General features: G+C 44.4%; 15 protein-coding genes. 10 read left to right on the forward strand and 5 right to left on the reverse strand.

Annotated elements, in window-relative coordinates; translation table 11 throughout:
• Together C1X04_RS02585 and C1X04_RS02590 are read left to right on the forward strand one after the other, a co-directional pair.
• Positions 1-432, forward strand: a complete 432-nt coding sequence (locus tag C1X04_RS02585) for a type II toxin-antitoxin system RatA family toxin (protein ID WP_110576073.1) — start codon at positions 1-3, stop codon at positions 430-432.
• Position 433: 1 nt separating this feature from the next.
• The gene (locus C1X04_RS02590) at positions 434-712 is read left to right on the forward strand and encodes an RnfH family protein (RefSeq protein WP_110576071.1); all 279 of its coding nucleotides are present in this window, start codon (positions 434-436) and stop codon (positions 710-712) included.
• Here the strand turns inward: C1X04_RS02590 and C1X04_RS02595 are convergent.
• Positions 709-1,026, reverse strand: a complete 318-nt coding sequence (locus tag C1X04_RS02595; protein ID WP_110576069.1) for an outer membrane protein assembly factor BamE — start codon at positions 1,024-1,026, stop codon at positions 709-711. The genes C1X04_RS02590 and C1X04_RS02595 overlap by 4 nt on opposite strands.
• 69 nt (positions 1,027-1,095) lie before the next feature.
• Between C1X04_RS02595 and fur the strand changes: the two genes are divergently transcribed.
• Positions 1,096-1,506, forward strand: a complete 411-nt coding sequence (gene fur, locus C1X04_RS02600) for a ferric iron uptake transcriptional regulator (protein ID WP_110576067.1) — start codon at positions 1,096-1,098, stop codon at positions 1,504-1,506.
• 114 nt (positions 1,507-1,620) lie between these two features.
• Here fur and recN read toward each other — a convergent pair whose 3' ends face one another.
• Positions 1,621-3,291: a DNA repair protein RecN gene (gene recN, locus C1X04_RS02605; protein WP_137169104.1), complete on the reverse strand. Its 1,671-nt coding sequence runs from the start codon at positions 3,289-3,291 to the stop codon at positions 1,621-1,623.
• A 186-nt stretch (positions 3,292-3,477) separates the two neighbouring features.
• Here recN and grpE point away from each other — a divergent pair, with 186 nt between their 5' ends.
• The 3 genes from grpE to dnaJ all read left to right on the forward strand — a co-directional run bounded on the left by grpE (position 3,478) and on the right by dnaJ (position 7,397).
• Positions 3,478-4,056: a nucleotide exchange factor GrpE gene (gene grpE / locus C1X04_RS02610; protein WP_110576063.1), complete on the forward strand. Its 579-nt coding sequence runs from the start codon at positions 3,478-3,480 to the stop codon at positions 4,054-4,056.
• Between the two features lie 102 nt (positions 4,057-4,158).
• Positions 4,159-6,075: a molecular chaperone DnaK gene (dnaK, locus tag C1X04_RS02615; protein ID WP_110576061.1), complete on the forward strand. Its 1,917-nt coding sequence runs from the start codon at positions 4,159-4,161 to the stop codon at positions 6,073-6,075.
• Positions 6,076-6,272: 197 nt separating this feature from the next.
• Positions 6,273-7,397: a molecular chaperone DnaJ gene (gene dnaJ / locus C1X04_RS02620; RefSeq protein ID WP_137169105.1), complete on the forward strand. Its 1,125-nt coding sequence runs from the start codon at positions 6,273-6,275 to the stop codon at positions 7,395-7,397.
• A gap of 69 nt (positions 7,398-7,466) precedes the next feature.
• Here dnaJ and C1X04_RS02625 read toward each other — a convergent pair whose 3' ends face one another.
• Together C1X04_RS02625 and C1X04_RS02630 are read right to left on the reverse strand one after the other, a co-directional pair.
• Entirely contained in the window at positions 7,467-8,738 is a 1,272-nt protein-coding gene (locus tag C1X04_RS02625) for an aromatic ring-hydroxylating dioxygenase subunit alpha (protein WP_137169106.1), read from the reverse strand.
• Between the two features lie 257 nt (positions 8,739-8,995).
• Positions 8,996-9,607 carry a uridine kinase gene (locus C1X04_RS02630; protein WP_110576055.1) on the reverse strand — a complete coding sequence of 204 codons (612 nt, stop codon included), beginning with the start codon at positions 9,605-9,607 and terminating at the stop codon, positions 8,996-8,998.
• A gap of 126 nt (positions 9,608-9,733) precedes the next feature.
• On the opposite strand from C1X04_RS02630, the gene C1X04_RS02635 reads away from it, so the two are divergent.
• The 4 genes from C1X04_RS02635 to gcvA all read left to right on the forward strand — a co-directional run bounded on the left by C1X04_RS02635 (position 9,734) and on the right by gcvA (position 13,784).
• On the forward strand, positions 9,734-10,291 hold the full coding sequence (locus C1X04_RS02635) for a uridine kinase (protein ID WP_110576053.1): 558 nt from the start codon (positions 9,734-9,736) through the stop codon (positions 10,289-10,291).
• 41 nt (positions 10,292-10,332) lie between these two features.
• Positions 10,333-10,662, forward strand: coding sequence for a DUF3392 domain-containing protein (locus tag C1X04_RS02640; RefSeq protein WP_110576050.1), 330 nt, complete (start codon positions 10,333-10,335; stop codon positions 10,660-10,662).
• Positions 10,663-10,924: 262 nt separating this feature from the next.
• Complete coding sequence (locus tag C1X04_RS02645) at positions 10,925-12,298, forward strand: glyceraldehyde-3-phosphate dehydrogenase (protein ID WP_110576048.1); 1,374 nt, start codon at positions 10,925-10,927, stop codon at positions 12,296-12,298.
• A gap of 547 nt (positions 12,299-12,845) precedes the next feature.
• Positions 12,846-13,784 carry a transcriptional regulator GcvA gene (gene gcvA / locus C1X04_RS02650; RefSeq protein ID WP_137169107.1) on the forward strand — a complete coding sequence of 313 codons (939 nt, stop codon included), beginning with the start codon at positions 12,846-12,848 and terminating at the stop codon, positions 13,782-13,784.
• Positions 13,785-13,796: 12 nt separating this feature from the next.
• On the opposite strand, the gene C1X04_RS02655 is transcribed toward gcvA, so the two are convergent.
• Positions 13,797-14,567, reverse strand: coding sequence for a TSUP family transporter (locus C1X04_RS02655; protein WP_110576045.1), 771 nt, complete (start codon positions 14,565-14,567; stop codon positions 13,797-13,799).
• Positions 14,568-14,584 lie beyond the last annotated feature (17 nt).

A 14,584-nucleotide genomic window follows, 5' to 3' on the forward strand; every position in this document is an offset into this window, starting at 1 on the left:
TTGAGTCATATAGAGCGTTTTGCTCATGTAAATTATAGCTGCGAGCAGATGTTTGCTCTGGTGAATGACATTGATTGTTACCCTGAATTCTTGCCAGGCTGCTTGGACTCTACGTTGATTTCTCAAACGCCTACAGAAATTGTGGCGTCTTTGGAAGTAGGCAAAGGGCCTGTTCGTCAGTCGTTTACAACTAAGAACTTCTTACAGCCTTGTCATAAAATAGAGATGACTCTAGTGAAAGGGCCGTTTAAAAGCTTGCATGGCGTATGGACATTCACGGAATTGTCTCCAACCAGTTGTAAAATTATGCTTAGCATTCAGTTTGAATTGAGCGGGATGCTGAAGTTTGCTTTTGGGGGCGTCTTTAGCCAAATTGCGAATACGATGGTAGATTCCTTCAGTAAGCGTGCAAAAGTGGTATACGGTGAATAGTATGAGAGTTGAAGTAGCTTATGCTTTGCCTGAAAAGCAAAAGATTATTGCTTTAGAGGTAGAGGAAGGTTGTAGTGTTCGCGACGCTGTACGTCGTTCTAATATTAATGCTTTTTTCCCTGACGTGGATCTGGAAACCGTGAAAGTCGGGATTTTTGGTAAAGCGGTTAGAAATGCGGAAGAACAAGTGTTAAAAGAAGGTGAGCGAGTAGAGTTGTATCGTGAGCTGAAGGTCGACCCTAAACAAGCTAGGGCCAACCGTGCAGCAAAAAATGGCTAGTTGTTTTTGATTTCTTTCAAAATGCCATTGTCGAAAATGAGCACTAAATCGTCGACCTCACTTTTTTGAGTGTCTGGTGTTCCATGTATTGATGTGAACATGTAGTGCCATTCATTTGGTTTGAAGGTGTCTCTTAGCATGGGGTTACCCAGTAGATAAGTGACCTGAGACTCTGACATGCCAATTTGTAACTGTGATAACTGATCCTTTGTTACTAGGTTCCCTTGCGATACTGGAACTTTGTAAGGGTCTGGAAATAAACTGCAGGCGCCAAGTGAAAGCGCTGCACATAATATTAAAACTGTTTTTTTCATTTGTATTATCCTTACTCTGGTATGCTAATGATAAAGTAATTATCAACAAGATCGAATAGAGAATGACTCATGACTAGCGAAAATCAAGAGCTAAAGAAAGCGGGACTCAAGGTTACCTTACCTAGAGTGAAAATTTTACAGATTCTTGAAAGTGCGGGAGACCGTCATATGAGTGCTGATGATGTTTATCGCACTCTATTGGATCAAGGTGAAGATGTGGGTCTGGCAACGGTTTACCGTGTGTTAACTCAGTTCGAAACGGCGAGTTTGGTTCAGCGTCATCATTTTGAAGCAGGTACGGCTGTATTTGAATTGGCAAAAGGTGATCACCACGATCACATGATTTGCTTAGACTCAGGTAAAGTTATTGAGTTTGTTGATCCGATCATCGAAAAACGTCAGCACGAAATCGCAGAAGAACATGGCTTTGAAATCGAAGACCATAGTTTGATCTTGTACGTGCGCCCTAAAAAGAAGTAATCGCGCGCTTACTTTTTAGTTGCAGATAAAAAATGCCCAAACTGTCCAGTTTGGGCATTTTTGTTTGCTAAGCGATTGGTTGCTTACGCTTGTTATCCTTTGCGCTGGTCGCTCTTATTGCAGTTGGACGTTGCCCAGCATTTCGCGGGCGTGGGCTAACGTTTGTTCTGTGAGTTCTAATCCACCCAGTAAACGTGCGATTTCCTGTGCGCGGTCTTGATCTTTGAGCAGTTCCACCTGAGAAGACGTTGCTTGGTTTTCGACCAACTTGCTAACACGTAAATGCTGGTTACCCTGCGCGGCGACTTGCGCCAAGTGTGTTACGCAGAATACTTGTCCTCGTTTGCCGACCGAGCGCAGCATACGACCCACCACCTCAGCGATGCCACCACTGATACCAACGTCGACTTCGTCAAAGACTAAGGTTGGGATAATAGAAGTGTGCGCAGTGACTACCTGAATACCCAAGCTGATACGAGATAACTCACCACCAGATGCTACTTTGCGTAGTGGTTGCGCTGGTTGTCCTGGGTTAGAGGCGATCATGTATTCGATGTCTTCAAAACCGTTGGCAGACACTTGAGTGAGTGGTTGGCACTGAATATAGAAGCGAGCATGGGGCATGCCTAAGCCGTGTATTTGCTCTTCTACTTTCTTGGCTAATATGTCTTTTGCCACAATGCGTTTTTCGGTCAGCGTGGTCGCCAAGGCTGTGAGCTTTTCGTAGGCTTGTTCTTCTTTTTCTTTCAGTGATTCGATGCTTTCTTCGCTGCCTTGTAGGCTGGCTAACTCCGCTTCAACACTTTCACGAAGGGAAATTAGGCCTTCTGGTAAGGTTCTATGTTTGCGAGCGGTGTCGTAAATTTCAGATAAACGCTGTTCTATGTCGTTTAGACGTTCTGGGTTTTGTTCTAGTGTGTCCTGATAATGATGCAAACTGTCGGCGGCTTCTTGCGCTTGTATTAAGGCGACGTTCATCATTTCGAGTGCGTTTTCTAGTTCTTTGGTCGCTGGGCGGATTTGGCTTGCGCTGTTAATCGCTTGGTGCAGCAAGGAGCACACGTTGCCTTCGTCGCTATCGATCAGGATGCCGCTGGCTTGATACGCTTTAAATTGTGAATCGGCGATGTTTGACAAGAAAGCTTGCTCGTTTTCTAGCTCTTCGATTTCGCCTTCTTTTAAATCAAGCTGCTGTAACTCTTGTGCTTGGTAAGACAAGAGCTGGATCTTGGCGTCTTGTTCGGATGAGCGGTTTTGTTGTGCTGATAGTTCTTCTTTAAGCTGACGCCATGTGGAATATTGGCTGCTGACTTTTTTGCTTAGCTCGGTGAGTTGACCGTATTCATCGAGCTGTTGTCTTTGGGCATTCTTTTTAAGTAGGGACTGGTGTTCGTGCTGACCATGAATGTCGACAAGGTAGCTGCCTACTTCTTTTAGGTCGCTGAGCGTGCAAGGACGGCCATTAATATAGGCTTTAGAACGACCTTCCTTACTGATGACGCGACGCAGAATACAATGTTGTTCTTGCTCTAAATCTCTCTCTTCAAGCCACTTAAAAACATGCGGGTATTGCTGAATATCAAAACTGGCACTGATATCGGCTTTTTTTTGTCCATGTCTTACTACCGCGGCATCGGTACGATCGCCTAAGCAAAGTGACAGGGCATCCACCATGATGGATTTACCTGCACCGGTTTCACCAGAAATCACGGTCATGCCTTTTTTGAACTCCAGTTCTAGGGATTCAACAATGGCGAAGTTGGAAATAGCGATGCTGGTCAGCATAGAGTGCTCCAAAAAAGAGAATATATTTATATGGTTATTTATACAGTACTTGGTTGTTTTTTGACAAGTACTGTCAGTAAATTAAATTCCCATGAAATTAATGCGGCTATAGTGTTGAAAGGTAAAAAGCTGTCCCCATATAACCAGCACAGACAAAGAATTGTTTCTGTTATTTGGAGTTGAAGAATGAGTGAGCAGCAAAAAAATCCTAACCTAGACGCGGAGCAAGATTTGAAAAGCGAAACGCAAAACGAATCAGTAGAAGAACTTTTAGAGCCAGAAGTAGAGACTTTAGAAGAAGTTACTGAAAATGATGAGCTTGCAAAAGCATTAGAAGAAGTCGCTCAGTACAAAGAAGCGGCACTTCGCGCTCACGCTGACGCGCAAAACGTTCGTCGTCGTGCAGAACAAGATGTCGAGAAAGCGCACAAGTTTGGTTTAGAAAAGTTTGCTAAATCCGTGGTGAACGTGGCGGACAATCTTGAACGTGCTTTGGCGTCTGCACCGGATACAGGCGAAGAAGACCCTGTACGTGAAGGCGTTGAGCTGACATTAAAAGATTTGCTAGAAACCTTGGCGCGTTTTGAGGTGAAAGTCGTTGATCCACATGGCGAACCTTTCAACCCAGAATTGCATCAAGCAATGACTATGGTGCCAAACCCTGAGCTAGAACCTAACACCGTAATGGATGTTGTACAGAAGGGTTACACCATCAATGGCCGCCTATTGCGCCCAGCTATGGTAGTGGTTTCAAGCGCGGCTTAAAAATACTGTCATTTTTTTGACACTGGACGCTTGAAATACTTTTAAGCGTACCCAAATACAGAATTATCATTGTTATAAACGAATTTATTGGAGATACAAACCATGGGTAGAATCATTGGTATTGACTTAGGTACAACGAACTCTTGTGTTGCTGTGTTGGATGGCGAAAAAGCGCGCGTTATTGAAAACGCTGAAGGCGATCGCACCACTCCTTCCATCGTTGCATTTGCAGAAGATGGCGAAGTATTAGTAGGTCAATCAGCTAAGCGTCAAGCAGTAACTAACCCAACAAACACTTTGTTCGCGGTTAAGCGTTTGATCGGTCGTAAATTTAAAGATGACGTTGTACAAAAAGACATCTCTATGGTGCCTTACAAAATCATCAGTGCAGACAATGGTGATGCGTGGGTAGAAGTGAAAGGCGACAAGAAAGCGCCACCACAAATCTCTGCTGAAGTTCTTAAGAAAATGAAGAAAACTGCAGAAGACTACCTAGGCGAGAAAGTAACAGAAGCGGTTATCACTGTACCTGCTTACTTTAACGATTCTCAGCGTCAAGCAACAAAAGATGCGGGTAAAATCGCAGGTCTTGAAGTTAAACGTATTATCAACGAGCCAACAGCGGCTGCCTTGGCTTACGGTCTAGACAAGAGCTCTGGCGATTCTACTGTTGCGGTTTATGACCTTGGTGGTGGTACATTCGATATCTCTATCATCGAAATCGCTGACGTAGATGGCGAGAAACAATTCGAAGTATTGTCTACAAACGGTGATACTTTCCTAGGTGGTGAAGATTTCGACATGCGCGTTATCGAATACCTAGCAGCTGAATTTAAGAAATCGTCTGGTATCGATCTACACAACGATCCACTAGCGCTACAACGTTTGAAAGAAGCGGGTGAGAAAGCGAAAGTTGAGTTGTCTTCTTCTTCTCAGACAGAAGTTAACTTGCCTTACATCACTGCTGATGCAACAGGCCCTAAACACTTGAACGTTAAATTGACTCGTTCTAAGTTGGAGTCTTTGGTTGAAGAGCTAGTGTTGAAGTCTCTTGAGCCTTGCCGTCAAGCTCTAAAAGATGCGGATCTTTCTGCTTCTGATATCGACGAAGTTATCTTGGTTGGTGGTCAAACTCGTATGCCACTAGTACAAGCGAAAGTAACGGAATTCTTCGGTAAAGAGCCACGTAAAGACGTGAACCCAGACGAAGCTGTTGCAATCGGTGCATCTATTCAAGGTGCGGTACTTTCTGGTGATGTGAAAGACGTTCTTCTTCTAGACGTTACGCCTCTGTCTCTAGGTATCGAGACTATGGGTGGTGTGATGACTACGTTGATCGAGAAAAACACAACGATCCCAACGAAGAAATCTCAGACGTTCTCTACAGCAGAAGACAACCAAAATGCGGTAACTATCCACGCATTGCAGGGTGAGCGTAAGCAAGCGGCTCAGAACAAATCTCTAGGTCGTTTCGACTTGGCTGACATTCCACCTGCTCCACGTGGTGTGCCACAAATCGAAGTAAGCTTCGACATCGATGCCAACGGTATCTTGAGCGTTTCTGCGAAAGACAAAGCGACTGGTAAAGAGCAGTCTATCGTAATCAAGTCTTCTTCTGGCCTAAGCGATGAAGAAGTAGAAAAAATGGTTCAAGACGCTGAAGCGAACGCGGAAGAAGACCGTAAGTTCGAAGAGCTTGTACAAGTTCGTAACACAGCTGACGGCATGATTCACGCTACTCGTAAAACCTTGACTGATGCTGGCGATAAAGCAACAGCGGAAGAGAAAGAAGCGATTGAAACTGCGATCACAGAACTTGAAGAAGCACTAACGTCTAACGACAAAGAGAAGATCGAAGAGAAAACCAATGCGTTGACTCAAGCGTCTGGTTCTTTGGCTCAGAAGATGTATGCCGATGCTGAAGCGGCTGAACAACCAGCAGGCGAAGGCGAGCAAGCTAAGTCTCAGGACGACGCTGTTGATGCAGAGTTCGAAGAAGTAAAAGACGATAAAAAATAAGCGTTAAACACTTATTTTGCCTCTATTGATGGGGCGGTTTATGGCAAGCACGGTTTTGAACCGTGCTTTGCTGTTTACACTATCTTCGATTGATGAGCGCTTAGCGGCATGGTTTTATTCTGACGTTTTTCGGCTCTGCCATCTTAGATAAAGAAGACTTTTAAATTCAGACTTTTCAAAATTCAGGAATGCCTGCGATGAGCAAAAGAGACTATTACGACGTTCTTGGTGTCGCCAAGAGTGCGGATAAGAAAGAGATTAAAAAAGCTTATCGTTCTTTAGCGAATAAGTACCATCCAGACAAAAACCCAGATAACCCAGAAGCGCTTGATAAGTTTAAAGAGCTGGCTGAAGCGTACGAAGTACTGTCTTCTGATGATAAGCGTGCTGCCTATGATCGATTTGGGCATGAAGGCGTAAATGGTCAGGCTGGTGGCGGTTACGGCGGTGGTGCCGGTGGCTTTAGCGACATTTTTGGTGATGTTTTTGGCGATATTTTTGGCGGCGGTGGTGGCGGTCAAAGCCGTACGCGTCGTGGTTCAGACCTACGCTACACACTAGAGCTAGATCTTGAGCAAGCTGTCTGGGGCTGCGAAGAAAAAATTCGCATTCCAACGCTGGTTGGTTGTAAAACGTGTGATGGCTCTGGTGCGAAAAAAGGCTCCTCTCCAAAAACGTGTGGAACTTGTGGTGGCGCTGGTCAAGTGCGTATGTCACAGGGCTTTTTCTCTGTACAGCAAGCGTGTCCAGAGTGTCATGGTCAGGGCCAAGTAATCAGTGATCCTTGTAAAAATTGTCATGGCCAAGGCCGTGTTCAGGAATATAAAACACTGAATGTTAAGATTCCTGCGGGCGTTGATACTGGCGATCGTATTCGTTTGTCAGGTGAGGGTGAAGCTGGAACACATGGCGGTCCTGCTGGCGACTTGTTTGTTCAAGTGTCCGTTAAGCAGCATGCTATTTTTGAGCGCGATGGGGCGAATCTGTATTGTGAAGTGCCGATTAGTTTCACTACCGCAGCATTGGGTGGCGAAATTGATGTTCCTACACTGGATGGCCGTGTGCGATTAAAAGTTACCCCTGAGTGTCAGTCAGGTAAGTTGTTCCGTTTGCGTAACAAGGGTGTTAAACCTGTTCGTGGCGGACCAGTAGGTGATTTGATTTGTAAGGCGGTTGTTGAAACACCGGTTAACCTTACTGCTCGTCAAAAAGAGTTGCTTACGGAATTGGCTGATAGCATGGGTGAAGGTACAGACCATTCGCCTAAGCAAAAAAGCTGGTTTGATGGCGTAAAACGTTTTTTTGATGACATCAAAAAATAGCTAGTTACGGCTTATGCAATATAAAAAAGGCGCTGGTTTTGGCGCCTTTTTTTATTGTCTTGCGTTGGGTTATTTTTGAAGGTTTTTTTGAATTGTTTGGGTGTACCACTCTAGGAAGTTCATTACACCGAATTCAAACGTTTCAGAATATGGGCCAGGTTGATAACCTATCGAATTGATTCCCCGTTGATTTTCCTCACCAAGCACTCTGTCTTGATCGTTGGTGGCGTCCCAAACTTGACGTAGACGCTCTGGATCGTAGTCTTCGCCTTCTACTGCATCTTTGTGCACGAACCATTTTGTTGTCACCATAGATTCTTGTGCTGAAATCGGTAGCACGCGAAAGACAATAAAGTGATCGGATTGCATGTGGTTCCAAGAATTCGGTAAGTGCAAAATTCGCATTGACCCTAGTTCTGGGTTTTTGATGTTACCAAGTAATTTTTTGCAGCCTGCTTCACCGTCGATGGTCATGACTTTTGTGCCTTTCTTCAGAGGCATACGAACAATGCGGTTGCGTTTGCCTGGACCGAAGCTACGGTGCTGGTGGGGAATGCCTTCAGCGTCCCATTTGGCAGCTTGTTCTGCGTAGTGGTCGAGAAAGTCTTGCGGTGCTCTTGGGTCGTTTGTGTCGTCCCATTCGAGGATGGTGTTTAGTAGTTCTGGATGGCTGCCAACACAGTGATAACACTCACGGTTGTTTTCGAGTACGAGTTTCCAGTTGGCCTTTTCGTACATGCTGGATTCTACCGCTAGCTTGGTGTTTTCTACATCGTAAGGTGACATGTATTCTTCCAGAGTAGCAAGGAATTCGTCGAAATCACCTTGAGGCTCTTCTTTGCCTAGCGCAATAAATATGAAGCCGCCAGCGGTTTTACAGTGTGCTTTTTTTAATCCATGCTTGGATTTATCGAAGCTATCGCCCATCTCAGAGCCTGCAAACAGTAGGCTTCCTTTTAGGTCGTATGTCCACTGATGATAAGGGCATACTAGATTCGCTGCTTTACCACGATGTTCTAGGCAGATTCGAGACCCACGATGGCGGCAGGTATTGTGGAATGCATTAACTGAACCGTCAGCGTCGCGAACAATAAGGATTGGGTTTTGTGCGATCTCAACAGTGAAATAGTCGCCACGCTTTGGTATTTCACTGGTCATGCCAACAAATAGCCATTCTTTCTGGAATACTTCTTCCACATCGACGCGGAACATATGTGGGTCGTTGTAAAGTGGTGCGTCCAGCGAGTAGTTTGCTGGACGTGCCTCAAGCAATGTTGACATTTCTGTGCGAGCTTCTTGAATAGTCGCGTAACGCATGTTTAACAGATCGTTTTGATTCATTAGAGTGGTCCTCTATAAAAGCCTAGTTGATGTGGCTTCTCTCGCTAGTTCGGTGATTCCAGTCGGGCGTTTAGGCGCGCCTTTTTCACCGTTATAATTATGGCTATATCCTTACTTATTTTAAGGGTATTGGAATGACTAGGCGCGACACGTTCCTGTGCATAAATCGACGATCTTGTTGTGGATGGCGCAATGTTGGCAGGGTGTGACGAGGAGGGAATGGATAATCTGTTTTTGACTGTGTAGCCAGAAGGCGCCTATTTGGCGCCTTTTTCTTTTAATAGATAGTCGATGTAGTTACGTAATAAGCTAGCGGCATTGGTGAAGCTTTTATTGTTTGGAATAATAAAGTCCGCTTTGCTGCGAATGTCGATGGTCTTTAGGGACGCTTGGCGAACGTGTCGCATGTATCGGCTGGTAACTTCGTTTACATCGCGACCGCGCTCTGCGATATCGCGTTTTAGTCGACGTACGATGGCAATGTCCATGTCGGTGTCAACGTAAAGCAGGTAATCTACGGCATCACGAATTGCTGCGTCTTGGAACATCATGTGACCTTCGACAAGCACGACATGAGTTGGATCAAGGTTACGATAACCAACGCGTTTGTGTTGAGAGTGGTCGTAAACTGGGATTTCGTTAGGCTGTTGACGATTTTTGCAATTGTGAATAGCAAGGGTGATGCTTTCTAGATCGAGCGAGCTAAGGTCGTCGAAATTGTATACGTCAGGGTCGATGCTGCCGCAGCCATTATAAAAACTGTCTTGGCATAATACGGTGATTTTATCGCCTTGGTCTTCTGCCAATAGGGAACATAGTCGGCTTTTTCCACTTCCGGAAACGCCAGTAATGCCAATTACAAGTGCCATTGATTACCTCTGAAAATAAAGTGCTAGCGCTTCTTGAAATGGAGGCGCTTATAGTGTGATATTATATATCAGCTTTGACTGATTTTGCCTGATAAACTGAATTAAGACTTTAAATTGAGATGATTAATGCCTAGAAAAGTGGCTCCAATGTGGATGGCGTTTGCTTTGGTTGCTTTAGTGAGTAAACCGGTTTTTGCTATGGCAGAAACAAACGAAAGTGCAACATCTTCAGATGTGGCGGAACTGTTTGGCTTGCCTGTGAACGGATTGTCATTGGCTAAGTTAGAGTCTCGGTTAGAGAGTATGGGGCTGCAAAGTTATCCTTCCTATAAACCTGGTATTGTAAGCTATAGCTTAGGTCCCGAAGGTATTTTAGGTGTAACGAACGCCACGATTTATTTCAACAGTTCTAAATACGTTAGCCAAGTGCTGTTATCGGGCGTGGTAGAAAGTAGTGAGAAACGGAAAAACTTAGGTGAGTTATTGGGACGTAAGTACGGCGTTCCTACTGAAGGGTCTTTGAAGAATGGCTTGGGGCGTTCGACATGGAGCTTTCGAGATGGGACGACAATCAATCTTCGTAATACGACCTATGATGTGTCTATTTTGTATGTGGATGAGCAGCCAGAAGTCATGACTCGTTCTAACAAAATTGATGTAGAAGCCTTGTCTAATAGAAAATAATGGAATTTATTCTGCCTTGTTCTCGGTGTAGTTAGCTGTATATGTTTATTTTAGATCTCAACCTTCGTTTAGCGCATTTCATTCAACCTCACTTACAAGATATTTCTTTGGCGCTGGTGGCGACCTGTTTGGTGGTTTATGGCGACAAGGTGAATGGCATTTTGAAGCGATGGGTATCTTCTTGGGTTTTTATCGCTAGGGTATCGGCGTTTATTCTTATGTGTACATTTGGTTATGGCTTGTTAACCTTGTGGAGTCAGCCTCTGGTTTATTGGGGAATTACACGTATCGATTTTGTCTATCGGCCTGCTTTTGTCTTCTTATGCTTTTGTATTTTGGGGATTTTGGCTGAAAGAAAGCGTCATTTGTAAAATAATTCATGAAAGTTCCTGTCAGTTTTTGTTGCCCAATTACCACATAATCCCGTTGTTCTGAGTGATATGCCATTAAAAGTCGGGATTATGTAGTAAAGTTTCTAGACCCTTCTGTTTATTTCGTTATTTCTATAAAAAAACGCTCTAAAGTCCCGATTTTAAAGGTTTTTTGTAGTCTTCTTACAATTTGTTTTTGTCCCATTCTGCCGTTAGACTGCGCCCATATTGATACAACAAAGTCTTTTTTCGGGGGCAGAAAATGACAAGCACTTGGTTACAGGCACTTTCACAAGCAGAATCTATGATTCCTCTTTTGGGTAAACTAGGTCGTGAGAAAGCGGTAAAAGTTCAACTAGCAGGCAACACCTTAATGGCGGATTCTGTTACTGGACTGATGGCTGCATTCGATCAGCATCCTGAATTAGACCTTGTTCAAGTCTATCAAGTGTTAGAGCAAGTATTGGCAAGCGACGTTTCTAATACGGTGGTTGAGCTAGAGTCTTTGATTGCAGAGGCGGATGTTGCAACCGTATTGGCGAACCAATCCACTGATGGTTCTGAAACTCCAGTTGTGCTTTATGGTTTTGGCCGCATTGGTCGATTGCTTGCGCGTCGTATGTGTACTCTTGGTCACACAACTCCAGGCATGTCACTTGCTGCTATCGTTGTGCGTAAGGCTTGCGATAACGATCTTGCGAAGCGTGCTAGCCTGCTTAAGTACGATTCTGTCCATGGCACTTATGACGGACTGGTTAAAGTTGATGAAGCAAACCAATCTTTGATTATTAATGGTTCGCCAGTAAAAGTTATCTACGCATCAGACCCTGCTGAAGTGGATTACCAAGCTCACGGTATTAACAATGCTTTGTTGGTTGATAATACAGGCCGCTGGCGCGATCACGATGGTTTGAGTGTTCACTTGAATCGTCCTGGTATTGAGCGTGTTGTGCTAACGGCGCCAGGTAAAGAGATGAAGAATATCGTCTTTGGCGTTAACGATGGCGATGTCACGGATCAGGATCGTATTGTGTCTGCCGCGTCTTGTACGACAAATGCGATTACGCCTATCTTGTCTGTACTTGAAGAAAAATTCGGCATCGTATCGGGCCATGTTGAAACGGTTCACGCCTACACCAATGACCAAAATCTAATTGATAATATTCACAAAGGTGATCGTCGTGGACGCGCTGCCGGAATGAATATGGTGATGACTGAAACCGGCGCTGCAAAAGCGGTATCTAAAGCGATTCCTTCTTTAGAAGGTAAGCTAAGTGGCAGTGCGATTCGTGTTCCAGTGATTAATGTGTCTATTGCAGTACTGAGCCTGAACCTTAAATCAGCCACTTCTGTTGATGAGATCAATCAATTGTTGAAAGCCGCATCAGCGAGTGCTGAGCTGACGGGACAGATTGGTTACAGTGATGAAGCCGATGCTGTCAGCTCTGATTTTATCGGTTCTCAGCAAGCGGGCGTAGTCGATTCTTTATCAACTAAGGTGCGCGACAATCAAGCGATCTTGTATGTTTGGTACGACAATGAGTACGGTTACAGCTGTCAGGTTGTTCGCTTGATGGAGAAACTGGCACAAGCAAATTTTATGAGTGCTGAGTTGCTTAAGGATGAAGCAGCTTAAGCAAGTGAAGAGATGACCGAACACATTTATGTGTTGTTGTACGGCGGCCTTAGGGTCGCCGTTTTTTTTTGCCTGTTAATTAGGTGAATTTAGGCTAAAAAAAAGCCGGACAAGTGTCCGGCTTTAAAAAAGTAACTAGCAGTTGCGAATAACATCATCCTGTGGGAGATGGTGTTATTCACCTAAATCATGACTGTGGGGGCATGATTTAGGGGGGATACAGTTAGGGCTGTATCGATACATATTAGGCCGCTGTTCAACCTAAGAGATGAGCGTATTCTAGCTTTTCGAGCTGTTCTTACAAGCGATATAAATTGATTTGTTGGATTAGAATAATTAATGCAAAATACGCTGTATGGCTTCTATTGAAGCAATCGAATTTCGATATTTTTTAATTTTTTTGTGATTTTCCTGAAATTACTATCATATAGCGTTCTTTCACTGTCTGTTCTAGGGCGTTTTTCTTAGAAGTCTGTGCTGTATTGTAGGCTTGGTTAGTTAGTTGAAGGTTTTGCAGTAGCTGAGGTTGTCTTATGGTGGGACTTATATGAAGTCTATTCCTTTGTCTGGTTTGGGTACGTTTGCTATTGCTGCACGTCATTTGAGCTTTACGAAAGCCGCTCAAGAAATGCATTTAACGCAAGGTGCAGTTAGCCAACAAATTCGGCAATTAGAAGAGCGTTTAGGTTTAACCTTATTCGTTCGTTACCATCGTCGACTGGAGCTGACTGTGGCTGGGGTTCGGCTGGCGGTGCAGCTGAATCATAGTTTTACTGAGATTAACGATCTGATTCTTGAATTGCAGGAAGAAGAGACTTCCAATATTTTGACAGTGTCTGTGATGCCTTCTTTTGCAACCAAGTGGCTGATTCCTCGATTGGGAAGTTTGCAAGAAGCGTATCCAGATTTGCAGTTGCGAATTCAGGCGAACGATAGGGAAGTGAATTTTCAGCGAGATCGTATAGATGTGGCCATTGTGCATAGCCATGTTCACAGTTCAAAAGGCTACATTGTGCCATTAATGAAAGATAAGGTGTTTCCTGTTTGTAGTCCTGCTTTTGCCCACGCTCGCTCGTTAAGCGAGGCGAATCAGTTAGCGCAAATGCCTTTGTTAAATGATGACTCTGAGTGGCGTTTTTCTAGTCCATATGCCGAATGGGAAAAGTGGCTTTTATTAGCCAATGCTAAGGGGGTCAAGCCTTCCCGTGGCATCAGTTTTAACCGTGGTGATCTGGCTGTGCAAGCCGCCGTAGCGGGTCAGGGTGTCGCGTTAGGGCGAACCCCCTTGGTGATGGATGATATCCAGCAAGGCCGATTAATGCGGCCATTTAATGAGACTCTAGACGAAGGTCACGCCTACTTATTTGTCTGCCCTGAGATGCAGCGTCAGCGGGAGCCTGTTCAGCAGTTGCTGCGCTGGTTAGTGACAGAATGTTATGAATATTCACCCGGTGATGCGCTGACGATGTTGAGCGAGCTTGGTTAGCTTGTTGAAAAATTAGTTATCCAATAACAATTTGATTGAAATCGCCAAACACATAATGATCACCATTGGGCGAATGAGCTTCGAACCTTTGGTGATCACAAGGCGAGAGCCTAGTTGCGCGCCAAACCATTGTCCTATTCCCATCACAATGCCTAAAGCCCAAATAAGATGACCGCTAAAGATAAATATGGCTAAAGATGACAGGTTACTCGTTGCATTGAGTACCTTGGTGTGAGCGGTTGCTGAAACGACAGTGAGTCCCATTAAACACAAGTAGGCGGTTGAAAAGAAAGCGCCAGTTCCAGGGCCGATTAAACCATCATAAAAACCGATGCTGGTGCCGATAATTATCGCAAACTGTATATGGGTTAACGATAATTTGCTGGCAATATATGGCTGAATTTTGGGAAGGAATAAAAAGAAAATGGCGACAGCGATCAAGATGATAGGAACCGCTTTGAGCAACAAACTGCTGTCCAAATACGAAACCAATAAAGTACCTAATATTGCTCCAGTGGCTGTCATTGTTATGGAGAGCCACATTTCTGACAGCTTAACTTGCCCTTTTTTAATAAAATGATAGGACGCTGATACCGTTCCTGCGCAGCCTTGAAGCTTATTCGTGGCGAGCGCTTCGGCAGGAGATAGGCCCGCAGCCAATAAAACAGGAACCGTAATGAGTCCGCCTCCGCCTGCTATCGCATCAATAACGCCGGCAAAAAAAGCGGCGCAAAACAGAGCAATATAAATCCATATAGAGAGATCGAAAAATACTAAATCCATGAAGTGCTTATTCCTAT

The sequence above is a fragment of the Marinomonas sp. FW-1 genome, from assembly GCF_005222245.1.
Classification (GTDB): domain Bacteria; phylum Pseudomonadota; class Gammaproteobacteria; order Pseudomonadales; family Marinomonadaceae; genus Marinomonas; species Marinomonas alcarazii.